The organism is Nocardiopsis sp. NPDC006139, from assembly GCF_040614155.1.
Classification (GTDB): domain Bacteria; phylum Actinomycetota; class Actinomycetes; order Streptosporangiales; family Streptosporangiaceae; genus Nocardiopsis; species Nocardiopsis changdeensis.
The window spans coordinates 1-21,609 of sequence record NZ_JBEXTT010000028.1; the positions used below are offsets into that span (position 1 = coordinate 1).

A 21,609-nucleotide genomic window follows, 5' to 3' on the forward strand; every position below is an offset into this window, starting at 1 on the left:
GGACTGGCTCGAGCCGATCGTCGTCCGACTGACCAACTCGGCCCTCGGCGACTGGTCCGACACCGACGCCCAAGCCTTCCCCAGCAGGGTGCGGGCCGGCCCCTCCCGCGAGCCGGTGGTCCCCCGGGGCCGCCGTTGCTGTTTGACTGGGCGCATGCCTTTGCACGGTGAATACGAACCCAGTACCTCCGCCCGCGCCCGCGAGCAGGCGGAACTCTACGAGTCCTCCGGCGGCACCGAGGGGACCACGATGAACGGCCTGCCCGTCGTGCTGCTGACCTCCATCGGCGCCAAGACCGGGAAGCTGCGCAAGACGCCGCTGATGAGGGTCGAGCACGAGGGCCGCTACGCCGTCGTCGCCTCGCTCGGCGGCGCGCCCGAGCACCCCGTCTGGTACTTCAACCTCAAGGCCGACCCCCGGGTGGAGCTCCAGGACGGGCCCGAGCGCAACGACATGGTGGCGCGCGAGCTCACCGGCGCCGAACGGGAGCTGTGGTGGGAGCGCGCGGTGGAGGCGTTCCCCCCGTACGCGGACTACCAGACCAAGACCGACCGGCGCATCCCGGTCTTCGTGCTGGACCCCGCTCAGCACGACTGACACCGGGGGGCCGCGCACCGCGCGGCCCCCGCGGGCGCCGGTCCCCGCGACCGGCGCCCGCCCCGGAACCCCCGTGACGCGCGGAGGCTTCCCGGACCCGGTCCTCAGACCTGGTTCACGCCGCCGTCGACGTAGATGTTCGCCCCCACGACATAGCCGCTCTGCTCCGAGGCCAGGAAGGCGACGGCCGCGGCGACCTCCTCGGGCTCGCCCGTACGGCCCTTGACCACGGTCTCGGCGGCACCGGTCCGGACGGCCCGCGCGCCCTCCTCGCCGAGGAGGGCGGTGGCCCCGGGGGTCTCGATCATGCCCGGCGAGACCACGTTCACCCGGATGCCGCGCCCCTTGAGCTCGACGGACCAGGTCCGCGCGAACGACCGGACGGCGGCCTTGGACGCGGCGTAGGCGCCGAACGCCTCCATGCCGCGGTCGGCGGCCGTGGAGCCGATGAGGACGACCGAGGCCCCGTCGTTGAGCAGCGGGAGCGCCTTCTGCACGGTGAACACCACGCCCCGGGCGTTGACCGCGAAGGTCGTGTCGAAGTGCTCCTCGGTGGTCTGCTCCAGCGTCGCGAACTCACCGATCGCCGCGTTGGCGACGAGCACGTCCAGCCCCCTGCCCCGGGCCCGGACCGCCGCGTAGAGCCGGTCCAGGTCCTCCGGATCCGAGACGTCGCCGACGATGCCCGTGGCCCGGTCCGCGCCGACCGCCTCGACCGCGGCGTCCAGCTCCACTTTGCGCCGACCGGTGATGAAAACGTGTGAACCCTCGTCCGCCAACCGTTGGGCGGTGGCCAGGCCGATGCCGCCGTTGCCGCCGGTGACCAGCGATGTCCTGCCGTCGAGCTGTCCCATGAGAACTCCCCTGCCCCCTGTCCGCGCGGATCTCGGCCGATCCGCTCCGCCAACGATCATGCTGCGCCCGACAGGCAAGATCCATAATGTAAGATCCCTGATTCTTTACAGATCGTCCAGGAGGGCCGTGTGTTGCTCGGTTTCAGAGACCCCGTCGCCGACGCGATCGGCCTGCTCCGGCCCAGCACGTCGATCGGGCCCAGCGTGCAGGCCACCGGGGAGTGGGCGGCGCGCTTCGACGGGTCCGCGCACATGAGGACCGGCTTCGTCGCGCGCGGCGGGTGCTGGCTGCTCCTCCAGGGGCACGAACCCGTGCGGCTGGAGCGGGGCGACTACTACCTGCTGGGCAACCCCGACCCGTACGTGCTCTCCGGCACGCCCACCGCGGACCCGCGCTCGGCGGTCCGGGTGGGAGGGAACGCCGCGGGCGGGGTGGTCCGCATCGGCCCGGAGGCCGAGGACGACACCTACGTGTGCGACGGGCGGTTCACGTTCGAGGACGCGAACGCGTCGGTGCTGACCGACATCCTGCCGCGGCTGGTGGTCGTGCCCTCCACCGACCCGCGCGCCCGGCACCTGGCGCTCGTCTGCGAGCTGCTGGTCATCGAGTTGGAGGCCGACGCGGCGGGCGGCTCCCTGGTCCTCAACCACCTGGGGCAGATCATGCTCGTGCACATGCTCCGCGCCCACGCGAGCCGCACCGGCCGCCCCGTCGGCTGGCTCTGCGCGCTCAACGACGACGGGATCGGTGCGGCGCTGCGCGCCATGCACGCGGACATGGCGCGCTCCTGGACTCTGAGAGAGCTCGCCGAGGCCGGGCACATGTCGCGTTCGGCCTTCGCCCGGACCTTCAAGGAGCGGGTGGGGGTGCCGCCGCTGGAGTACCTGATCCAGTGGCGGATGAGCCTGGCGCGCGACGCGCTGCGGCACGGGACACTGTCGATCCCCGAGCTGGCCTCGGCGACCGGTTACCGGTCCGAGAGCGCGTTCAGCACCGCGTTCCGCCGGGTGGTGGGCGTGTCACCGGCCCGGTTCCGGTCCCGGGCGCGCTCGGCCGCCGACGCGGAGGCGCGGCCGGCCTGAGCCCGCACGCAGCCGGCCCGGGCCCGGTCGGAGAACCGGGTCGGTGCCCGCGGCGTCGTACCCCCCGCCGACGACCGTGACACGAGATCCGGAGACACCACGCCCATGAGCCCGTTCTACAGCCGGGAATTCCACGACCTCGCCCGACCGCACCTGGGGTGGGTGCTGGAGCAGTACAACCTGTTCGACGAGCTCGTCCCCAACGGTGACGTCAACGTCGACTTCGCGGCGTGCACGGTGCGGCGGGGCGGGTACGAGCTGCGGGTGGGGCTGCTGGGCAGCTACGCCGAGGACGGCACGTGGCTGTGGGGTTGGGCCAACCCGCACTTCGAGGGGGCGCCGGTCATAGCGGAGACGGAGCGTCTGCGCACCCTGGGCGCCGCCGGACCGGGCGTGCCCGAACTCGCGGAGGGCCTGGTGGACCTCAATCACCTGCCCGACCCGCGGTTGGGCTCGGACCACCTGGCGCTGGCCGCCATGGGGCTGCTCGGGGCGCGAGGGCTGGTCATCTTCAACCACGGCGGTCGCGCCCGCACCTTCCTCGTGGTGACGGACCCCGGGATCCCCTTCGCCCGGCCGGGGGCGGCGGACAGGGTGGAGGCGTGCCTGCGCAACGGTTCCCTGCTCTTCGGGGACTCCGCCTGGGACGGGGAGCGCGGGTACGCCACCGCGGTCGTCCGGGGATACCTCGCCCACCACGGGCTCACCGAGAGGGTCGGTGAGGGCGGGATCGGCGGCGTGTTCGACAACGGCAACGTGCTCACGGTGCGGATCGGTGCGGACGACACCCTCGACGGGGTCGAGATCACCGGACCTGACGGGGGCGAACCGCTGCCGGGGCCGACCGTCGCGGCCACCGGTCTGCGGCGGACCGACGCCGGACCGCAGCCGGAACCGTTCCCCTCGGGGCTGCTGCCGACGGTGCTGCCGCGGCTGGCCCGCGCCCTCGCCCAGGACCTGGCTTTGGAGGATCACCTGCGCGAGGCGGGGTGGAGTGCCGGGGCTGGTGTCGAATGGGACGCCGACACCGCCACCCTGCGCTACCCGACGGCGGCCGAGGGGCCCGGCGCGGTCGTGGTCGCGGGGCGTGAGATCGGCGTGTTCGACCCCGCGACCGCCACCTGGGAGTGGGCGGGGTGGGAGGGCGCCGAACCGCTGCGGGCGGCGGCCGGCGACAGCGGACACCCGGAGCTCGCGGCCGACGGGGTGGACCTGTCGGGGTACCGGCGCCCCGCCCACATCGTCGACATCCTGACCCGCACCGCCGCCGGCCTGGGTTCGGGGCGCGGCGTCGCGACCGTGCCGGCGGACGGGGGGCGCACCCGCTACGTGGTGGTGACCGATCCGGCCGTCCCTGCCGCCCGCGCCGACCTCGAGCGTGTCGCCGAGGTGATCCTGGGTGCGGCGAACCTGGTGCACCCGGTCGCTTCCCGCGAGAGTCTGCGCCGCGACATGCGCGCCCTGGCCCGCGGCTACTTCGAGGCGTTCGGCCTGCCCACCCTGAACATGTACGGGCCCGAGGCGCTCGGCGGCCTGTTCGGCCTCTACGAGGCCCGCGTCCTGTTCAGCGTTGACGGGACCGTTCAGTCCGTCGAGGTCGGCCTCATGGGCGCGCCCCGCTGACCCGTGTCGGCTCCGGGGCGGCTCCCCCGGGCCCCAGGGCGCGGGCCGGCCGCCGTGCGCGGTCGGCCCGTGGCCCCGGGACGCCCCTCAGTGCGTCGGGGCGGTCTCCGGGGCACGGCGCGCGTGCCGCTGCGTGAGCGCCGTGAGGTGGGCGGTGGCGTCGGCGGCCGGGTGCGCGTGGGCGGCGCGGACGGTCGGGGACCGGACGGCCGGCCGGGTCACAGGAGCAGGAGGCCGATCGCGCCGGACGCCGCGACGACCGCCCAGGCCGGGGCCCGCCACACCGCCAGCGCAACGAACGCGGCCGCGGCCAGCGCCATCGTCGCGGGCGAGACCACGCCCTGGAGGAAGACCGGGTCGTACAGCGCCGCGGCCAGGATCCCCACCACCGCCGCGCCCGCGCCCGCCAGGGCCCGCCGGGCGCGGGCGTCGCCGCGCAGCCGCTCCCAGAACGGCAGAGCGCCCACCACCAGCAGCGCCGAGGGCAGGAAGACCGCCACCAGGGCCAGCGCGGCGCCCAGCAGCGGGCTGCCCGCCACGGGCATGAGCGCCCCCAGGTAGGCGGAGAAGGTGAACAGCGGTCCCGGTACGGCCTGGGCCGCCCCGTAGCCGGCCAGGAACGAGGTGTGGTCCACCGCTCCGGAGCCCACCGTCTCGGCCTCCAGCAGCGGCAGGACCACGTGGCCGCCGCCGAAGACCAGCGACCCGGCGCGGTAGAAGCCGTCGGCCGTGTCCAGCGCCGCGTTGCCGGTCAGCGCGGCCGCCGCGGGCAGGCCCGCGAGCAGGACGGCGAACACCGCCAGGCAGGCCAGGGCCGTGCGGCGCCGCACCGGCACGCCGGCTCCGGTCGCGTCGCGGTCGGCCGACGCCCCGGAGGAGAGCCAGAGCAGGCCGGCCAGGGCGCCCAGGGCGATGGCCGCCACCTGGCCGAGGGCCGAGGGCACCAGCAGGGCCAGGACCAGTGCGGCGACCGCGATCGTGGCCGGGCGGCGCCCCGCGGCCAGGGTCGTGGCCATGCCCAGGACGGCGTGGGCGACCACGGCCACCGCCGCCGCCTTCAGGCCCAGCAGCCACCCGGCCCCGGGTTCGGCGCCGATGGCCTGCACCCCCAGGGCGAAGCCCGCCATGAGCACGGCCGAGGGCAGGGTGAAGGCCGCCCAGGCGGCGGCCATCCCGGCGTATCCGGCGCGGCGCAGCCCCAGGGCCATGCCGACCTGGCTGGAGGCGGGGCCGGGCAGGAACTGGCACAGGGCCACCAGGTCGGCGTAGGCGGCCTCGGAGAGCCACCGGCGGCGCACGACGAACGCCTCGCGGAAGTAGCCCAGGTGCGCCACCGGTCCGCCGAAGGAGGTCAGGCCCAGCAGCAGGAACGCGCCGAAGACCTCACCGGCCGTCCCGCGGGCGGCGCGGTCGGCGGGGGCGGGTGTGGTCGGGTCCGTCTCGCTCACGCGGGCACCGCCCGGGCGGGCGGGGGCGGGGATGGGCGCACGGCGCTGTTCCTCCCGGGAGGTCGCACGCCGTCCCGGCGTGCTCCGATACGGCCGAACGCTATCGGAGGGCGCCGGCGTGCCCCCGTGCGGGGTGTCCGGCCGGGCCGGCCCCCCGGGGGCCGGCCTGCGGGCGGTTCGCCCGCGGGGCATTTCATATCAGGACATAAGCCGTCGAAATGCACGGTGAATCGAAAAGGCGAACGATAAAGAAGCGAATTCGGGCTTCGCGGCCGTTCGACCGGCCCTAGACTGCACACGAGAACACGATCCGCGGCGTGAAGGCCGCGGAAAAAGTTCGGAGCCGCCTGGTGCGCCAACACCATGACGGCTCCTGACCGACCGTCCTGATAAGAGCAGGAAGGTGGCTAGGCGTGAATTCTAGTCCCTCGATTACGCATGTCCAAAACCGGGGTCGCATCTCGGCCCCCATCCCCCGCAAACGCCCCCAGGGGGCGATGGACGGCATCGGGTTCATCCCGGCCATCTGGGTGTGCGAGGCCTTCCGCGGCAATGTGTTCCCCAGCCTGCCGGCCTTCGCCGTCGCCTCGATCATCGCCGACGCCGCCGACCGCGACGGCCGCTGGTGCTTCCTGTACCTGGACACCCTGGTCGCCCGCTCCTGCGGCAGGCTCAGCCGCTCCACCGCCAAGCGCGCGCTCAAGGACCTGGCCGCCGGGCGGCGCCGCGCCGACAACCTCCCCGACGTCCTGGAGCTGCTCATCCCGGCCAGCGCCTACACCCGCCACGGCCCGGAGGTCCTGGAGGAGATCAACGAGGTCCGCGCGCGCCTGGGCGAGGAGCCCCTGACCCCCGCCGGCCGGCCCGACTTCGCGGCGGCGGACCGGGACGAACCCCCGCGACGGTCCACGGTGAACCGTCGCGACGGGTCACAGCGACCCACAGACCCTTTCCCTGATGACCCCTCCCCTGGCGACCCCTCTCCGGATCCGATCCGTGAGCGGTCCACCACAGGGCCGGCGCCCCTCCCGCGGCCGCGGACCTCGCCGGGCCCGGCCCCGTGGGCGCTGGAGCTGCTGGCCCGCATCCCGGACGGAGCCCTCTACCGCCCCCACGTGGATCGCAACCTGCTGGCCACCCGGCTGGTCGAGCTGCGCGCCCAGGGCGTGTCCGTCGGGGAGCTGGCCCGCGCACTGGCCGGCTGGGAGCACACCGACCGGCCCTTCGCCGCCCTGCACACCCGCCTGGCCTCACCCGCCACCGTCCGGGACTGGAACGCCAGAGCCCTGCTGAGGCCCCTGGCCCGGCCGGAGGAGCCCGGGGAGGCGTTCCCACGGCTCCCGGAGTTCGCCCTGGACTCCCGGGGCAGGGCCGCCCACACCTGCCCGGACCACCCGTCCATCCGCAACATCCCCGGCGGGGCCTGCTCCGTGTGCGGCGCCCCCTGCCGCACCCGGCCCGACGAGGCCGTCCACCCGTTCGCCGCCGCCCGGCGCGACGGCGTCCTGGAACGGCTGTTCGGCCCGCCCGACGTCGACGAGGGGTTCACCGCACCCAAATGCGCCAACGAGCACTGCAACCCCGACAGGGCCTCGCCCCGCTACCGCACCGTCGTCCGCCTGACCCCCGACGGGCGCGACGCCGTCGCCGTCCCCTGCCCCGTCTGCGGCCGCAGAGCCGACGCCCCCGCCCTCGCGGCCTGAGGCCGCCGCACGCGCCCGGTCCCGGCTCCGGCCCGGGTGCGCGGCGGCCCACGGCGACGCTGTAGGGTCCCGACACGATCACAGGTGCGGAAGGGGAGCGATGCGATGCGTGCGGCCGATGCCCCCGACGGTTCGGTGACCCTGAGCATGTCGCAGGCCGAGGCGACGGTCCTCCACGAGCTGATCGCCTTCGCGGAGTTCGCGAACGACCTGACCTCGATCGAGCCGGAGCGCCCGGTGGAGCAGAAGGTGCTGTCCGACGTCCAGCAGGCGCTCGCGCCGCTCATCCGCGGCCTGGGTACCGAGGGCTACGGGGCCGCGCTGGACCGCGCCTTCGCCGCCATCGACCCCGGCCCCTTCGGCACGGACCACGGCCCCCCGGACCGCGCCCCCTGAGCACACGGGTCCCCTGCGGAGTCGACGCGCTCTCAGCGGGTCACGGTGGTCTGCCGGCCGATACGCGACAGCTTCTCGGGGTTGCGCACGTGGTAGGCGCCGGTGACGTGGCCGTTCTCCACTCGCACCACCAGCACGCCGTCGATCTCTCCGTCGGCTCGGACGAGCAGCCCTGGGCCGCCGTTGATCTGCACCAACTCGACCGACCTCTCCGCGTCGCGCTTCCACCAGCCGACGGCCAGCAGGCGAGCGACGTTGTCGGCCCCCACGACGGGCCGCAGCAGGGCATGCTTGACACCGCCGCCGTCGCTCAAGGCGACGACGTCCGGCGCGAGGATGTCGAGCAGGCTCTGCAGCTCGCCGGTTTCGACCGCCCGCTGGAAGGCGTGGAGAGCGGCTCGGTGCTCGGCCGGGGAGCCGGTGCCGCGCGGCCGCCGCGCAGCGACGTGCGCCCGTGCCCGGTAGGCGAGCTGGCGGACCGCGGACGGGCTCTTGCCGACGGCCTCGGCGATCTCGTCGTATCCCAGATCGAACACCTCGCGGAGCACGAACACCGCCCGCTCGACCGGCTGGAGCGTTTCCAGCACCAGCAGCATCGCCATGGAGACGCTGTCGGCCAACTCCACGTCCTCGGCCACATCAGGCGCGGTCAGCAAGGGCTCGGGCAGCCACGGCCCGACGTAGGACTCCTTGCGCCGGCCTAGCACGCGCAGCCGGTCCAGCGCCTGCCGGGTGACGATCCGCACCAGGTAGGCACGCTTCTCCCGCACGATGTCGAGATCGACGCCCACCCAGCGCAACCAGGTCTCCTGCAGGACGTCCTCGGCGTCGGCGGCCGTACCGAGCATCTCGTAGGCGACGGTGAACAGCAGGTTGCGGTGGGCGACGAACGCCTCCGTGGCGGGGTCCACGCGTTCGGCACGACCGAGCGGTCCCGGTGTGTCCGTCGCTCGCTCGCTGCGTCCGCTCATACCCGGCCCCCGCCTGTCCGTGTTCAGCTCCACCACACGCACGAGACGCCGCTTTCGACCGCTGCGTAACACGCGCGATCGATGATCCACGTCACATGAGGGCGCCGTTACGGGGGGCGGGCGGCCGGCGTCTCGTGTCCGTCCGGATGCCGTGCGAACGATCCGTACGGCACGCGACACCACAAACCCGAGTTCGAGATTCGAGAAGGGAAGCCCTCGCCATGTCCGCACCCCCAGAGACCGGCCTCCGGTCGCGCATGCCCGACCCCCTCTTGTTCATCCCCGAGATGGCGGAAGTCGCCGAAGGTCTGCACAAGGCCATCAGGAACGGCACGATTCCGCAGACCACCGTCCACCTGCTGCAGCTGCGCGCCGGGCAGCTGCTCGGCAGCACGTACTTCACCATCAGGGAGACCGGCGACCTCCGCCGGGCAGGGGAACCGGAGGAGCGCATCACCGCCGTGGCGACCTGGCGGGACGCCACCTGCTTCACCGACGCCGAGCGGGTCGCGCTGGAGCTCGTGGAGGCCGTCCTCACCCCGAACCCGTACGGGGAGCGCGTCCCCGACGAGTTGTACGCCAAGGCGTCAGCGCACTACGGCGACAAGGCGCTCTGGACGCTCATCCTGGCGATCGCCCACATCGGCTTCTTCACCCCCGCCGCTCTCATCGCCAAGCCGATCCCCGGCATGCCCCCCGGCCGGAACTACAGCGAACAGAAGGGCTGAGAGCATGGGCATCACCGTGTTCGCGGTGGCGGGAGCGACCGGGCGGCTGGGCCGCCACGTCGTGGACGTCCTCACCGAACGAGGGCACCGGGTCGTGCCGATGTCACGGGCCACCGGCGTGGACATCATCACCGGTGAGGGCCTGGCCGAGGCGCTCGCCGGGGTGGATGCCGTCATCGACGTCGCCTCGTGGCACGCCTCCGACCAGGAGGCCGCGACGGAGTTCTTCCGCACGTCGGCCCGCAGGCTGCACGAGTACGGGCGGAAGGCGGGGGTCGCCCGGATCACCGCGGCGTCCATCATCGGTGTCGACAGGGCCACCGCCGGCTTCCTCGCCGCCAAGAAGGTGCACGAGGAACTCCTCCTGTCCGGCCCGCTGCCCGTCCGCATTCTGCGGGCCGCGCAGTTCCACGAGTTCGTCGGTCAGCTCCTGGACTGGCAGCAGGGCGGCGTCGCCCACATCCCGGCCCTGCCCACCCAGCTCGTAGCCTGCCGCACCGTGGCCGAGGAACTGGTCGACCTGGCCCTGGGACCCGGCGAACCGGCTCCGGGAGCGCCGATCCCCGAGATCGCCGGACCTCGAAAGGAAATCCTGGCGGAGGCGGCCGCCCTTCTGGGCACTCGCCGAGGCATCGAGGTCGTCGGCGTCGACGGCTCGGGCATGCCCGATGCCGAGATCGCCGCCGAGGGCGGGTTCCTGCCCGGCCCGCACGCCAAGCTCGCCGGCCCGACCTTCCAGGACTGGCTCGACACCCGCCCCTGAGCCGGGCACACGGCACGGCCTGAACCCGTTCTCGGAGCTCCGGACCTCGGGGCTCCGAGAACGGGGCTTCCTCCGAACCCCGCCCACCGACGGCGTTCGGGGGCTCGGCTCGACTCCCGGACGCATCACCGCATCCCGAAGGGCCCGCCCATGCCCGCCACCCCTACCGGCACAACGACCGCGCCCGTCCTCATCGGCCTGCTGACGCCGAGGGGACGGGCGATGGAGGCCACCGAGCCGTCGGGGCGATCCAGCAGGTCACAGGCGCGGCAGGGCCTGCTCCGGGTACACCACCGGACGGCGTCCGGGGCGTTCGCCGGCCGCGCGGGCGGCCGTGAGGGCCGCCCCCGGGACCCGGCGGGCGGAAAAACCGGTGGCGGGCGGAGGCGGCCGTTGTTAGCCTTCCCGTGGCCGTGCGAGAGACCGAGGAGGTGGTACCCGTGAACGCTGTATCGACACGGGTGCTCCCCTGCGGGGTCACGGTCGGGCGATAGGTCGTCCGGGAGCGCCGTCCACGAGCACTCCCGAAGGAACACGACCATGCACTTCACCTCCGAACAGCGCCTCGACGGCGGTCTCCTCGAGCGCGCCTTCACCCTCGGCGACGTCCCCGGCATCCTGTGGACGCCCGAGTCCGCGACCGCCTCCTCACCGGCCCCGCTGGTCCTGCTCGGCCACCCCGGCGGCCTGCGCGGGATGTACCCCCGCCTGGCGGCCCGGGCCCGGCGGTGCGCCGCGGACGGCTTCGCCGCGGCCGCCGTCGAACTCCCCTGGAGCGGCGACCGGCCCCGGTCGGACACGGCCGAGCAGGCCCGCGCCGACCTGCGCCGCGTATTGGCGGCCGGCGAGCGGCCCGGCGAGGACCTCGTCGACCGGCTGGTCCTGCCGGTGGTGGAGGCGGCGGCCCCGGAATGGCGGGCCGCCCTGGACGCCCTCCTGGCCCTGCCCGGGGTCGGCGGCCCCGTCGGCTACTCGGGCGGGATCGTCTCCCTCGGCGTCCGGCTCGCGGCGGTCGAGCCGCGCATCGCCGCCGCCGTCCTGTTCGCCGGCAGCTTCGTGCCCCGCTCGGTGTTCGACGAGGCCCGCCGGGTCACCATTCCGCTGCACCTGCTGCTGCAGTGGGACGACGAGGGCAACGACCGCCAGTCGGCCCTGGACCTGTTCGACGCCTTCGGCTCCCCGGAGAAGGCGCTCAACGCCAACATGGGCGGGCACACCGGCGTTCCGGCCTGGGCCGGGGAGGACGCGGCCCGCTTCCTCGCCCGGCACCTGGGCGGCGAGCGGTAGGGGTCAGCGCACCGCGGCCAGGCGGGCGCGGGTGCGGGCCGGGGCCCCCGGGGGCAGCGTGGCGAGGATGTCGGCCAGGCTGCTCCCGGCCAGGCTCCGGCGCCACGCCTGGTGCGCCTCGGCCATCTTGCGCGCCAGCACGCAGGTGTCCCGGCACTCCTCGGGCGGCAGCGCGCCCGCCCCCCGCTGCCGGATCTCCGCGCACAGGTAGGGCGAGGAGGCGCCGTCGACCGCCTCCACGATCTGGAGCAGGTCGATCTCCCGGGCGGGCCGGGCCAGCCGGAACCCGCCCCGGGGGCCCGGCGTCGCGCTCAGCACACCGGACCTGACCAGGGCCTTGAGCTGCTTGGCCAGGTAGGGCGCGGGCAGGTCGAAGTACAGGGACAGCTGGGCCGTGGAGGCGGTGTCCCCCGGTTCGAGCTGGGCCAGGGTGGTGGCGCAGTGCAGGACCCATTCGGTGCTCGCGGGAAGCTTCATACCGCCAGCCTATCGAAGACATTGTGGATCTGTTTGGTCCACGATATGTTCGGCTCCGGGACCACCACCGAGCGAAAGAAGGAACCGCCATGCGTGTCGCCGTCGCCGGGGCCACCGGCAACATCGGCTCCCTCACCTGCGCCGTGCTGCGCCGGCAGGGCCACGAGGTCGTCGGGATCAGCCGCTCCCTCGGCGTGGACCTGGCCACCGGGGAGGGGCTCGACGCGGCCCTGCGCGGGGTGGAGGCCGTCGTCGACGCCACCAACATCGCGGCCGCCGACCGCGAGGGCTCGGTGGAGCGCTTCGCGCACCTGACCCGCACCCTGCTCGCCGCCGAGGAGCGCGCCGGGGTGGGCCACCACGTCCTGCTCTCGATCGTGGGCATCCACCGGGTGGAGGGAAACCCCCACTACGCGGGCAAGCGCGAGCAGGAGCGCCTGGTGGAGAACGGGCCCGTGCCCTGGACCATCGTGCCCGCCACCCAGTTCCACGACTTCGCCGCCATGGTGGCCGGGTGGACCGAGCAGGACGGCGCGGCCGCCATCGCCCCGCTGCTGGTGCAGCCGATCGCCCCCGCCGACGTCGCCGAGATCCTCGCCGAGGTCGCGGTGGGCGCTCCGGCCGGCCGCCACCCCGACATCGCCGGGCCCCAGACGCAGGACCTGGTGGACATGGCCCGGCGCACCCTGCACGCCCAAGGGCGGCGGGTGCGCCTGGTGCCGACCTGGTCGGGGGTCTTCGGGACGTCCATGGCGGGCGAGGTGCTGCTGCCCGGCGAGGGGGCGCGCATCGCGCCGACGACCTTCGAGGAGTGGCTGGACTCCCAGACGGCCCCCTCGGCGCCCTGACCGGGCCCGCCGCGAACGGGCGCGGGGGCCGGCGCCGCACCCGGCCCCGCGTCCGCCCCAGGGGGGTGGGCCCCGGGGCGGGGCCGCCCTAAACTACGGGGACATCTCGCCCGGGAGGGGAAAGCGCATGGGGTACAGGGAACGGCGGGCCGCCATGGTCGCGGAGCGGGCCGCACCGCACCTGGAGCCCGGCGAGCGGGTCCAGACGGGGTTCATCGCGCTGACCGGCTCGGGCATCTTCACCGTCCCGGCGGCGACGTTCGTGGTCACCGACCGCGCGATCCTGGTGGTGGGCCGCGACGGCGCGCAGCGCCTGCCCCGCGACTTCCACTTCGGCGACCCGACCGGCTTCTACCACCGGATCGAGTACGGCGGCGCCTACAAGGTGCACCGGCAGTTCTACCCGGAGGTCAACGCCGCCAACGAGGCCCTGCGGCAGATGCGGGCCCGCGGCAACCCCCCGCAGGACGGGTAGGCCCGGCCTCACCCCGGCGGGGCGCCGCCCGCCGGCGCGGGCGCCGGGGCGAAGACCAGGTCCAGGTGGGCGTCCAGCGCGGCGACCGCCTCCCGCGCCCCGCACTGGCGGGCCAGCACCTGCAGCCCCAGGCCGTCGACGAGCGCCAGCAGGCCGGCCGCCGCGCGTTCGGGGTCCACCCCCCGCGCCCCGCCCGCCCGCAGCTGCCCGGCCAGGAAGGCGCGCATCTGCGCGGCCTCCTCCCCCAGCCCCGAGACCATCGACGGCTTCGTCGCGGCGTAGGCGAGGAAGGCGAGGGAGACGTGGCCCTCCAGGCGGCGCGTCTCGTCCAGCGGCAGGATCTCCAGCAGCAGGGCGCGGACGAGCGCGCGCGGCTCCTGGGGCGCCTCCCGCGCCGATGACCGCTCGCGGATCCGGTCCATGACCATCGTGACGGCGAACGCCATCATCTCGTCCTTGGTGCGGAAGTAGTGCTGCACCATCCCGGTCGAGACGCCCGCCTCGGCCGCCACGTGCCGCAGGCTCACCTTCTCCAGGCCCTGCGCGGCGGCCAGGCGCATCAGCGCGTCGGCGAGCAGCTCGCGGCGCTCCCGGCGCTCGCGGTCGTCGATCTTTCGGGGCATGCGGCCCACCTTACATTGCGACTGTATTGCCACGCATGTACATTGCAGTCGTATTGAAAAAAAGGGGGGTGCCGGAATGGACGTGCTCGAACTGTCGGAGGTCGACCCGGGCCGGCGTGACCTGGTGGGCGGCAAGGCCGCGGGCCTGGCCGCGCTGATCCGCCTGGGCGAACGGGTCCCGGAGGGCTTCTGCGTCACGACCCGGGCGTACCGGCGCGGCGAGGTGCCCCGCCGAGAGGTGCTCGCGGCCTACGCGCGGCTCGGCGGCGGGCCGGTCGCCGTGCGCTCCAGCGCCACCGCCGAGGACCTGCCCGAGGCCGGCTTCGCCGGACAGCACGACACGTTCCTGTCGGTGGAGGGCGCGCAGGACCTGCTCGGGGCCGTGCGCGCCTGCTGGGACTCGCTCCACAGCGACCGCGCCGGGGCCTACCGCGAGGCCGCCGGGATCGCCCACGCGGACGCGCACATGGCCGTGGTCGTCCAGCGGATGGTCGACGCCGAGGTGGCGGGCGTGCTGTTCACCGCCGACCCGCTCACCGGCACACGCGGCCGGACCGTCGTCGAGGCCGCCCCCGGCCCGGGCACCGCCGTGGTCGAGGGGACCGCGGCCGCCGACCGCTACGTCCTGGACGGCTCGGCGCCGGCCGGGCACGGCTGTCTCACCCCGGACCGCCTGGACGAACTGCGCCGGGCCGGCGAGCGCCTCCGCGGCGCCCTCGGCGCCGAACAGGACGTCGAATGGGCCTACGACCGCGAAGGCGCCCTGTGGCTGCTGCAGTCGCGGCCGATCACCACCCTGTTCCCGCAGCCCCCGCGGGGCGCGGGGCCGGGCCCGCGGCTGTACGTCGAGTTCGGGCACGTCCAGGGCATGCTCCGCCCGGCCACCCCCATGGGCATGGCGACCCTGAAGTCGGTGCTGGCGGGCATGCTCGCCTCCTTCGGCCTGACCGTCGAGATCGTCGACATCGGCGGGCGGCTCTACGGCGACCTGACCGACGCGATGCGCGACCCCGCGACCCGGCGGCGGCTGGTGGGGCTGATGGCGGTCGACTTCGGGCCGCGCGCCCAGGCCGTGGTCGAGCACATGCTCGACGACCCCCGCTTCGCCCCGCTGCCCGCCGCGCGCAGGCGCGGCGCGGCCGCACTGGCGGCCGCGCCGCGGGCGGCCGCCGGGATCCTCGGCGCGCTGGCCCGCCCCGGGGCCGCGCGCGCCCGCGTGTTCGACGAGCTCGAACGCCTGCGGCTCCGGCCCGTCGCCGACCCGCCCGCCGTCGGGGAGCTGCTGGACCTGGTCGAGGAGGGCGAGCACCCGCAGGAGCGCCCCGACCCGGTCCTGTGGCCCGTCGTCAGCGGCCTGGCGGTGTGCGCCGCCCTGCCCCCGCTGCTTCGGGGGATCGCCACCGACGAGGAGATCCGCACCGTCCTGGGCGGCATGCCGCACAACGTCACCCTCCAGATGGACCTCGCGCTCTGGCGGGTGGCCCGCGACGCCGAGCCGTACCGGGAGCGGCTGCTGGGCACCCCGCCCCAGGAGCTCGCGGCCGCCCACCTGGCCGGCGAACTGCCGGACTTCGGCCTGGACGCCTTCCTGGACCGCTACGGCGTCCGCTCGGCCGCCGAGGTCGACGTCGGCGTCCCGCGCTGGTCGGAGGACCCCGCACCGGTCTTCGCGGCCCTGGCCGGCTACCTGCGGGTCACCGACCCCGGACAGGCCCCCGACCAGAGGTTCGGGCGGGCCGCCGCCCGGGCCGAGGCCATGCTCGCCGAACTCTCCGGGCGGGCGCGGCGCGCCCGACCGGTGCGCGGCCGGATCGCCGCCTTCTTCCTGCGCCGGGCCCGCGAACTGGGAGGGCTGCGCGAGGCGGGCAAGTTCGCCGGGCTGTACGCGCTGCGCGACCGGCGCAGGCGCCTGCTGCTGATCGGTGCCCGGCTCCACGGGCAGGGGCTCCTGGACCGGGCCGGGGACGTCATGTTCCTCGACCCGTCCGAGCTGCGCTCGGTGGCGGAAGGCGGCGCGGACCCGCGCGCCGAGGTCGCCCGGCGCCGGGAGCTCCACGCCCGGGAGCTGCGGCGCCGGCGGGTCCCGGTCGCCCTGCTCGACGACGGCACCGACGTGGAGACCCTGCTGCCGTCCCGGGCCGCGGACGGCAGGGCGCTCACCGGCACCGGGGCGGCCCCCGGGCGGGTCACCGGCCGCGCCCGTGTGGTGCGCGATCCGGCGACGGCGTCGGTGGAGCCGGGCGAGGTCCTCGTCGCGCCCACGACCGACCCGGGGTGGACGCCGCTGTTCCTCACCGCGGGCGGGCTCGTCACCGAGACCGGCGCGGTGATGGCGCACGGGCCGACCGTGGCCCGCGAGTACGGCATTCCGGCGGTGATCTGCGTTCCGGACGCCACCGAGCGCATCCGGACCGGGCAGACGGTCACCGTGGACGGCGCCGCCGGAACGGTCACCGTCCACGAGCCCGAGGGCCGGGTGCACTGATCTGAGAGGCCGGGAACACGGGAGGAGGGAGGCCCGCGTGAGCGGCCCCCCGGGGAGAGCCCGTGGCCGCAGGCCGTCCGTCGGGGGCCTTGCGCCACTGGGCGGGCGGGCCGAAGCGCGGCTGCTCGAAAGAACGCGGGCTAGTCGACGTCGTAGACGGTGACGGCCACGCCGCGGGCGCACAGCTCCTCCCGCACCAGCGGTTCGACGCGCTCCCACCTGCCGCCCGCCAGGCCGCAGCCGATCCGCGGCATGTGCACGGTGGCGCCCAGCTCCAGGGCGTGGCCGGCCACCGTGCGCAGGCCGGCGGCGATGGCCTCGTAGCGCACCGGCGGGCCGCCGCTGCCGCGCCTGGTGCCGTGCTGGCCGACCATGTTGGCCACCCAGGTGTCGGCCTGGACCCGCACCAGGCGCACCGCGCCCAGGCCGAAGCCGTTGCGGGCCCGCTCCCGGTGCCAGGCGCGGTAGTCGCGCTCGGGTTCGGGCCAGCGCTTGGAGAGGGCCAGTACGAACCCCTTGCCCCAGCCGCCGCGGTCGTTGCACACGTGGGCGATGATCTTGGGCCCGGCGGCCTGGGGAACGGTGGCGTCGCCGCGGACGATGCGCAGCGGGGCGGGGGTGTCGGACATGGCGGCCAGGTTAGCGGGCGGGTAGGACACAGACGGGGGACGACACCGGAACCATAAAGATGTATCTTTACCGATGTCGATAGTAAGTGACTGTCTCCAAAGGGGGAGAGCATGTCGGACCTGCCCATCGGCTACTGGCTCAAGCACCTGGACCGGCTCATCGAGAACGACTTCGACCGGACCCTGGCCTCGGAGTCGCTGGGCCGGCGCCAGTGGCAGGTGCTCCACTCCCTGTACGAGGAGCCCGGCACCCTGGCCGACCTGGACCGCAGGCTCGCCGCGTTTTTGGACGACAGCGAGGTGAGCACGGCCCCCGCGGTGGAGGACCTGCGCCGGCGCGGCTGGCTGGAGGGCCTGGTCGCCCTGGACCTGACCGACGCCGGCCGCCGGGCCCACGACGACCTGTTCGGGAAGGTCCGGGCCTCCCGCGAGCGCATCTCGCGCGGCATCGGCGCCGAGGAGTACCGGGCCGCCGTGAGCGTCCTGGAGCGGATGTCGGCCAACCTGGAGGCCGGACCCGACGCCGGCTGAGGCCGCTCAGGCGGGCAGTTCCCGGGTCAGCTCCACGAAGGCCAGGTCGTCCCGGCGCGGCAGCCCGAAGGCCTCGTCCCCGTAGGGGAACGGCTCGGTGCGGCCGGTGTTGGTGTAGCCGCGCCGCTCGTACCAGGCGATCAGCTCCGGGCGCTGCTTGAGGACCTTCATGCGCATCAGGCGGCAGCCCCACTCCTGGGCGGCGGTGCGCTCGGCCTCGGCCAGGACGCGCCGGCCCAGGCCGCCGCCCTGGATGTCGGGGCGCACGGAGAACATCCCGAAGTAGGCGCCGTTGACGCCGCGCTGGAGCTCGCAGCAGGCCACCAGGGCCCCGTCGGCCTCGGCGAGCAGGATGAGGGTGTTGGTGCGCTCCAGCAGCGCGGCCAGCCCCTCGGCGTCCACGCGCTGGCCCTCCAGCAGGTCGGCCTCGGTGGTCCACCCCCGGCGGGAGGAGTCGCCGCGGTAGCACGAGTTGACCAGCTCGACCAGGGCGGGCACGTCGTCCCGGCCGGCGTGGCGGTAGGTCAACTCTGGTCCGGTGGTCTTCTCCGTGCTGTCCGTGGTCACCCGTGCCCCCCGTGGTGGTGTCGCTGGGCTCACACCCTAACGGCCCGGGCGCGGTGCCCAGAATCCGGACCTTGGTCACATAGGGCACCAAAGGTCGCTTCAGTCATCGTCCGGGGCGTTCTTCTCGCGGTACTCCGCCGCCTCGGCGACCCGGGCCAGGAAGGCGCGCAGCCTGCGGCGGCAGTCCTCGGGGTCGGTCATGCCCGGGGTGACCATCAGCTGCAGGGCCAGGCCGTCCACGATCGAGTGCAGGTGCGTCGACCACTCCTCCACCCACGGGTCGGTGTGGGGGCTCTCGGGGTCATCGCCCACCTCGACCCCGGCCAGCGCGGAGACCAGGCGGCGGTACAGGCCGCGCTGCTGCTGCCAGCGCCGGGCGCGGTCGCGGTCCTGTTCGCGGAGGATCCCGGCGGACTCCCAGGCCCGGTACTCCGCCCGGCGGTCGTCGTCCAGCGGCAGCAGCTGCTCGGCGTAGGCGGCCAGCGTCTCCAGCATGGACAGGCCCGGCTCCAGGTGCTCGTGCAGGCGGGTGATCCGCTCCACGGCCCGGGCCTCGGACAGGTCCATCGCGAACAGCAGCAGCTCCTCGCGGGTGGGGAAGTAGTGGCGCAGCGCCCCCGGGGACCAGCCCGCCTCGGCGGCGACGGAGCGGATGGACACCCCGGCCGGCCCCTGGGAGGCGACGATCCGCCACAGGGCGTCGGCGAGCTCGCGACGACGTTGTTCATGGTCGACGATCTTCGGCATGCGTACTTTCTAACACACCTGTGTTATTTTATTTCGCACAGCCGTGAGAAAACAGAGGAGCCCCCCGTGCCGTCTCTGAACGTCCTGTTGCCGGTCGCCGGACTGGCCCTGCTGGACACCCTCAGCCCCGCCGTCATCGGCGTCTCCCTGTACGTGCTCCTGAGCGGGGCGCGCTCGGCGGCCCGCCCGCTGCTGGCCTACCTGGGCACCGTCGCCGCGTTCTACTTCGCCCTGGGGTGCGCGCTCATGTTCGGCGCCGGGGCCGCCCTGGAGAGGGTCGGGGGCCTGCTCGACGACACCGCCCTGGGCTGGGTCCTGACCGTGGCGGGCGGCGCGGCCCTCGTGTACTCGTTCTTCATGTCCACCGAGCCGCGCCCCCGGCGCCCGGAGTCCCTGCGCGTCGGGGCGATGGTCGCCCTGGGGCTGGGCACCGGGCTGCTGGAGGGCTCCACCGCCCTGCCCTACTTCGGCGCCATCGGCATCATGACCGCCGCCGGCCTGGCCCCCGCCGTGTGGCTGCCGGTGCTGGCCGCCTACAACCTCGTCATGGTCGCGCCGGGCCTCCTGCTCTACCTGGGGTACCGGGCCCTGGGCGAGCGGGCGCGCCCCCGGCTGGAGAAGTGGCGGACCGGGATCGAGTCGAGCGGGCGCGAGGCGCTGCCCTGGATCGTGGGCATCGTCGGCTTCCTGGTGCTGCGCCAGGGTCTGTGGCTCACCGGCGCCCTGGAGAGGTTCGGGGTCCACGTCGGCTGAATCCGCCGACACGGGCCGGCCCGGAAGTTGACCTCAACATTGGTTCAGGTCGTAACGTTCCGGTATCCGCAACTCCCCGAACGGAACCGGTGACCGCCCATGAGCATGGAGATGGCCGCGTGGAACTCGATCTACCACGCCATGCACGCCCGTGAGGACCGCCGTCCCTTCTCCTTACCCGTCCTGCGCCGCATCGCGGGCTTCGCCCGGCCGCACGCCCGCGTCCTGACCTGGTTCCTCGCGTTGAGCGTGGCCGTCTCCGTCCTGGCGGTCGCCTCCCCGCTGCTGGCCGGCCGGGTCGTGGACACCATCGTCAGCGGCGGGGCGCCCCGCACCGTCCTGCTGCTGGCCGGGCTCATCGCCGCCGTCGCCCTGCTGGAGGCCGCCCTGGGCCTCATCGTGCGGCGCCTGTCGGCCGGGCTCGGCGAGGGCCTCATCCTGGACCTGCGCACCACCGTCTACGACCACGTCCAGCGCATGCCGGTCGCGTTCTTCACCCGCACCCGCACCGGAGCCCTGGTCAGCCGCCTCAACAACGACGTCATCGGCGCTCAGCGGGCCTTCAGCAGCGTCCTGTCCGGGGTGGTCAGCAACCTGGTCACCCTCGTCCTGGCGCTGGCCGTGATGCTCACCCTGTCCTGGTGGATCACCCTGGCCGCCCTGGTCATGCTGCCCGTGTTCGTCTACCCCGCCCGCCGCATGGGCGCCCGCCTGGCCCGCATCGAACGCGAGCGCACACAGCACAACTCCGCCATGAGCACCCAGATGACCGAGCGGTTCTCCGCGCCCGGGGCCACCCTGGTCAAGCTCTTCGGCTCCCCCGAACGCGAGTCCGCCGAGTTCGCCCGCCGCGCCGACCGCGTCCGCGACATCGGCGTGCGCACCGCCATGGTCCAGGAGGTGTTCTTCACCGCCCTGACCCTGGTCTCGGCCCTGGCGCTGGCGCTGGTCTACGGGCTGGGCGGCTTCAGCGCCCTGTCCGGCGGCCTGGACGCCGGCACCGTCGTGGCCATGGGCATGCTGCTCACCCGCCTGTACGCGCCGCTGACCGCCCTGGCCGGGGCCCGCGTGGAGGTCATGAGCGCCCTGGTCGCCTTCAGCCGGGTCTTCGAGGTCCTGGACCTGGAGCCGCTGGTGCGCGAGGCCCCCGGCGCCGCCGACCTGCCGCCCGGGCCGGCGTCCCTGGAGTTCGACCGGGTCTCCTTCACCTATCCCGCCGCCGACAAGGTGTCCCTGGCCTCCCTGGAGGAGGTCGCCGTCCTGGACCCCGCCGAGGGGCGGCAGGTCCTGCACGAGGTGTCCTTCACCGTCGAACCCGGCACCACCGTGGCCCTGGTCGGCTCCTCCGGGGCCGGCAAGTCCACCATCGCCCAGCTCGCCCCGCGCCTGTACGACCCCGACTCCGGGACCGTCCGCCTGGGCGGGCGGGACGTGCGCGAGCTGTCCTTCTCCTCGATCCGCGGGGCCCTGGGCATGGTCACCCAGGACGGCCACCTGTTCCACGAGTCCATCCGCGCCAACCTGACCCTGGGCCGCCCCGACGCCGGCGACGAGGAGGTCTGGGACGCCCTGCGCCGCGCCCGCCTGGCCGACCTGGTGGCCTCCCTGCCCGACGGGCTGGACACCGTCGTCGGCGAACGCGGCTACCGGTTCTCCGGCGGGGAGCGCCAGCGCCTGACCATCGCCCGGCTGCTGCTGAGCGACCCCCAGGTCGTCATCCTGGACGAGGCCACCTCGGCGCTGGACTCCACCTCCGAGGCCGCCGTCCAGGCCGCCCTGGCCGAGGCCCTGGAGGGGCGCACCGCCCTGGTGATCGCCCACCGGCTGGCCACGGTCCGCGCCGCCGACACCATCCTGGTCGTGGAGGGCGGGCGGATCGTCGAACGCGGCGACCACGCCGGGCTGCTCGCCCGGGGCGGCCGCTACGCGGAGCTGTACCGCACCCAGTTCGCCGCCGGGGAGCCCTCCGCCACCGCCCCCTCCTGAGGGGCCGACCGACCCCGTCCCCCGGTGGCGCCAC

Annotated in this window: 22 protein-coding genes; 14 read left to right on the plus strand and 8 right to left on the minus strand. The window is 74.5% G+C overall.

What is annotated here, in order from left to right:
- Positions 1-154 precede the first annotated feature (154 nt).
- Positions 155-598 (plus strand): nitroreductase family deazaflavin-dependent oxidoreductase, encoded by a 444-nt coding sequence (locus ABZ249_RS28010; RefSeq protein ID WP_355268963.1) that lies wholly within the window; start codon positions 155-157, stop codon positions 596-598.
- A gap of 104 nt (positions 599-702) precedes the next feature.
- On the opposite strand, the gene ABZ249_RS28015 is transcribed toward ABZ249_RS28010, so the two are convergent.
- Positions 703-1,452 (minus strand): SDR family oxidoreductase, encoded by a 750-nt coding sequence (locus ABZ249_RS28015; protein WP_355268811.1) that lies wholly within the window; start codon positions 1,450-1,452, stop codon positions 703-705.
- 132 nt (positions 1,453-1,584) lie between these two features.
- On the opposite strand from ABZ249_RS28015, the gene ABZ249_RS28020 reads away from it, so the two are divergent.
- Complete coding sequence (locus ABZ249_RS28020) at positions 1,585-2,535, plus strand: AraC family transcriptional regulator (protein ID WP_355268813.1); 951 nt, start codon at positions 1,585-1,587, stop codon at positions 2,533-2,535.
- A 105-nt stretch (positions 2,536-2,640) separates the two neighbouring features.
- Positions 2,641-4,158 (plus strand): DUF6882 domain-containing protein, encoded by a 1,518-nt coding sequence (locus ABZ249_RS28025; RefSeq protein ID WP_355268815.1) that lies wholly within the window; start codon positions 2,641-2,643, stop codon positions 4,156-4,158.
- Between the two features lie 218 nt (positions 4,159-4,376).
- Here ABZ249_RS28025 and chrA read toward each other — a convergent pair whose 3' ends face one another.
- On the minus strand, positions 4,377-5,606 hold the full coding sequence (chrA, locus tag ABZ249_RS28030) for a chromate efflux transporter (RefSeq protein WP_355268817.1): 1,230 nt from the start codon (positions 5,604-5,606) through the stop codon (positions 4,377-4,379).
- A 497-nt stretch (positions 5,607-6,103) separates the two neighbouring features.
- Here chrA and ABZ249_RS28035 point away from each other — a divergent pair, with 497 nt between their 5' ends.
- A complete protein-coding gene (locus tag ABZ249_RS28035; RefSeq protein WP_355268819.1) occupies positions 6,104-7,309 on the plus strand; it encodes a hypothetical protein in 1,206 nt (401 codons plus the stop codon).
- A 105-nt stretch (positions 7,310-7,414) separates the two neighbouring features.
- Positions 7,415-7,705: a hypothetical protein gene (locus ABZ249_RS28040; protein ID WP_355268821.1), complete on the plus strand. Its 291-nt coding sequence runs from the start codon at positions 7,415-7,417 to the stop codon at positions 7,703-7,705.
- Between the two features lie 32 nt (positions 7,706-7,737).
- On the opposite strand, the gene ABZ249_RS28045 is transcribed toward ABZ249_RS28040, so the two are convergent.
- A complete protein-coding gene (locus ABZ249_RS28045) occupies positions 7,738-8,616 on the minus strand; it encodes an RNA polymerase sigma-70 factor (protein ID WP_355268823.1) in 879 nt (292 codons plus the stop codon).
- A gap of 281 nt (positions 8,617-8,897) precedes the next feature.
- Here ABZ249_RS28045 and ABZ249_RS28050 point away from each other — a divergent pair, with 281 nt between their 5' ends.
- From ABZ249_RS28050 to ABZ249_RS28060, 3 genes are all read left to right on the plus strand, one after another.
- Positions 8,898-9,404, plus strand: coding sequence for a carboxymuconolactone decarboxylase family protein (locus tag ABZ249_RS28050; protein ID WP_355268825.1), 507 nt, complete (start codon positions 8,898-8,900; stop codon positions 9,402-9,404).
- Between the two features lie 4 nt (positions 9,405-9,408).
- Positions 9,409-10,167, plus strand: coding sequence for an NAD(P)H-binding protein (locus ABZ249_RS28055; RefSeq protein ID WP_355268827.1), 759 nt, complete (start codon positions 9,409-9,411; stop codon positions 10,165-10,167).
- A 540-nt stretch (positions 10,168-10,707) separates the two neighbouring features.
- Positions 10,708-11,454 (plus strand): alpha/beta hydrolase, encoded by a 747-nt coding sequence (locus ABZ249_RS28060; protein WP_355268829.1) that lies wholly within the window; start codon positions 10,708-10,710, stop codon positions 11,452-11,454.
- 3 nt (positions 11,455-11,457) lie between these two features.
- Here the strand turns inward: ABZ249_RS28060 and ABZ249_RS28065 are convergent, their stop codons facing one another.
- The gene (locus ABZ249_RS28065; RefSeq protein ID WP_355268831.1) at positions 11,458-11,931 is read right to left on the minus strand and encodes an Rrf2 family transcriptional regulator; all 474 of its coding nucleotides are present in this window, start codon (positions 11,929-11,931) and stop codon (positions 11,458-11,460) included.
- An 89-nt stretch (positions 11,932-12,020) separates the two neighbouring features.
- Between ABZ249_RS28065 and ABZ249_RS28070 the strand changes: the two genes are divergently transcribed.
- Both ABZ249_RS28070 and ABZ249_RS28075 read left to right on the plus strand, forming a co-directional pair.
- Positions 12,021-12,779 (plus strand): NAD(P)H-binding protein, encoded by a 759-nt coding sequence (locus tag ABZ249_RS28070; protein WP_355268833.1) that lies wholly within the window; start codon positions 12,021-12,023, stop codon positions 12,777-12,779.
- 127 nt (positions 12,780-12,906) lie between these two features.
- On the plus strand, positions 12,907-13,254 hold the full coding sequence (locus ABZ249_RS28075) for a hypothetical protein (protein WP_355268835.1): 348 nt from the start codon (positions 12,907-12,909) through the stop codon (positions 13,252-13,254).
- A gap of 8 nt (positions 13,255-13,262) precedes the next feature.
- Here ABZ249_RS28075 and ABZ249_RS28080 read toward each other — a convergent pair whose 3' ends face one another.
- Positions 13,263-13,877, minus strand: a complete 615-nt coding sequence (locus ABZ249_RS28080) for a TetR/AcrR family transcriptional regulator (protein ID WP_220561131.1) — start codon at positions 13,875-13,877, stop codon at positions 13,263-13,265.
- Positions 13,878-13,953: 76 nt separating this feature from the next.
- Here ABZ249_RS28080 and ABZ249_RS28085 point away from each other — a divergent pair, with 76 nt between their 5' ends.
- Positions 13,954-16,362, plus strand: coding sequence for a PEP/pyruvate-binding domain-containing protein (locus tag ABZ249_RS28085; RefSeq protein ID WP_355268838.1), 2,409 nt, complete (start codon positions 13,954-13,956; stop codon positions 16,360-16,362).
- 140 nt (positions 16,363-16,502) lie between these two features.
- Here the strand turns inward: ABZ249_RS28085 and ABZ249_RS28090 are convergent, their stop codons facing one another.
- The gene (locus ABZ249_RS28090) at positions 16,503-16,991 is read right to left on the minus strand and encodes a macro domain-containing protein (RefSeq protein ID WP_355268840.1); all 489 of its coding nucleotides are present in this window, start codon (positions 16,989-16,991) and stop codon (positions 16,503-16,505) included.
- 111 nt (positions 16,992-17,102) lie between these two features.
- Here ABZ249_RS28090 and ABZ249_RS28095 point away from each other — a divergent pair, with 111 nt between their 5' ends.
- Positions 17,103-17,522 carry a MarR family winged helix-turn-helix transcriptional regulator gene (locus ABZ249_RS28095; protein WP_355268842.1) on the plus strand — a complete coding sequence of 140 codons (420 nt, stop codon included), beginning with the start codon at positions 17,103-17,105 and terminating at the stop codon, positions 17,520-17,522.
- A gap of 6 nt (positions 17,523-17,528) precedes the next feature.
- Here the strand turns inward: ABZ249_RS28095 and ABZ249_RS28100 are convergent, their stop codons facing one another.
- Both ABZ249_RS28100 and ABZ249_RS28105 read right to left on the minus strand, forming a co-directional pair.
- Positions 17,529-18,089, minus strand: a complete 561-nt coding sequence (locus ABZ249_RS28100; protein WP_355268844.1) for a GNAT family N-acetyltransferase — start codon at positions 18,087-18,089, stop codon at positions 17,529-17,531.
- Between the two features lie 99 nt (positions 18,090-18,188).
- Positions 18,189-18,836, minus strand: coding sequence for a TetR/AcrR family transcriptional regulator (locus ABZ249_RS28105; protein WP_355268846.1), 648 nt, complete (start codon positions 18,834-18,836; stop codon positions 18,189-18,191).
- 66 nt (positions 18,837-18,902) lie between these two features.
- On the opposite strand from ABZ249_RS28105, the gene ABZ249_RS28110 reads away from it, so the two are divergent.
- On the plus strand, positions 18,903-19,589 hold the full coding sequence (locus tag ABZ249_RS28110) for a GAP family protein (protein WP_355268848.1): 687 nt from the start codon (positions 18,903-18,905) through the stop codon (positions 19,587-19,589).
- 99 nt (positions 19,590-19,688) lie between these two features.
- Positions 19,689-21,575, plus strand: coding sequence for an ABC transporter ATP-binding protein (locus tag ABZ249_RS28115; RefSeq protein WP_355268850.1), 1,887 nt, complete (start codon positions 19,689-19,691; stop codon positions 21,573-21,575).
- The last annotated feature ends 34 nt before the right edge of the window (positions 21,576-21,609 follow it).

Coding starts and splice junctions, on each gene's coding strand:
- ABZ249_RS28010 (WP_355268963.1), top strand. CDS start 155: ATGCCTTTGCACGGTGAATACGAACCCAGTACCTCCGCCCGCGCCCGC.
- ABZ249_RS28015 (WP_355268811.1), bottom strand. CDS start 1,452: ATGGGACAGCTCGACGGCAGGACATCGCTGGTCACCGGCGGCAACGGC.
- ABZ249_RS28025 (WP_355268815.1), top strand. CDS start 2,641: ATGAGCCCGTTCTACAGCCGGGAATTCCACGACCTCGCCCGACCGCAC.
- ABZ249_RS28035 (WP_355268819.1), top strand. CDS start 6,104: ATGGACGGCATCGGGTTCATCCCGGCCATCTGGGTGTGCGAGGCCTTC.
- ABZ249_RS28040 (WP_355268821.1), top strand. CDS start 7,415: ATGCGTGCGGCCGATGCCCCCGACGGTTCGGTGACCCTGAGCATGTCG.
- ABZ249_RS28050 (WP_355268825.1), top strand. CDS start 8,898: ATGTCCGCACCCCCAGAGACCGGCCTCCGGTCGCGCATGCCCGACCCC.
- ABZ249_RS28055 (WP_355268827.1), top strand. CDS start 9,409: ATGGGCATCACCGTGTTCGCGGTGGCGGGAGCGACCGGGCGGCTGGGC.
- ABZ249_RS28060 (WP_355268829.1), top strand. CDS start 10,708: ATGCACTTCACCTCCGAACAGCGCCTCGACGGCGGTCTCCTCGAGCGC.
- ABZ249_RS28065 (WP_355268831.1), bottom strand. CDS start 11,931: ATGAAGCTTCCCGCGAGCACCGAATGGGTCCTGCACTGCGCCACCACC.
- ABZ249_RS28070 (WP_355268833.1), top strand. CDS start 12,021: ATGCGTGTCGCCGTCGCCGGGGCCACCGGCAACATCGGCTCCCTCACC.
- ABZ249_RS28075 (WP_355268835.1), top strand. CDS start 12,907: ATGGGGTACAGGGAACGGCGGGCCGCCATGGTCGCGGAGCGGGCCGCA.
- ABZ249_RS28080 (WP_220561131.1), bottom strand. CDS start 13,877: ATGCCCCGAAAGATCGACGACCGCGAGCGCCGGGAGCGCCGCGAGCTG.
- ABZ249_RS28085 (WP_355268838.1), top strand. CDS start 13,954: ATGGACGTGCTCGAACTGTCGGAGGTCGACCCGGGCCGGCGTGACCTG.
- ABZ249_RS28090 (WP_355268840.1), bottom strand. CDS start 16,991: ATGTCCGACACCCCCGCCCCGCTGCGCATCGTCCGCGGCGACGCCACC.
- ABZ249_RS28095 (WP_355268842.1), top strand. CDS start 17,103: ATGTCGGACCTGCCCATCGGCTACTGGCTCAAGCACCTGGACCGGCTC.
- ABZ249_RS28105 (WP_355268846.1), bottom strand. CDS start 18,836: ATGCCGAAGATCGTCGACCATGAACAACGTCGTCGCGAGCTCGCCGAC.
- ABZ249_RS28115 (WP_355268850.1), top strand. CDS start 19,689: ATGAGCATGGAGATGGCCGCGTGGAACTCGATCTACCACGCCATGCAC.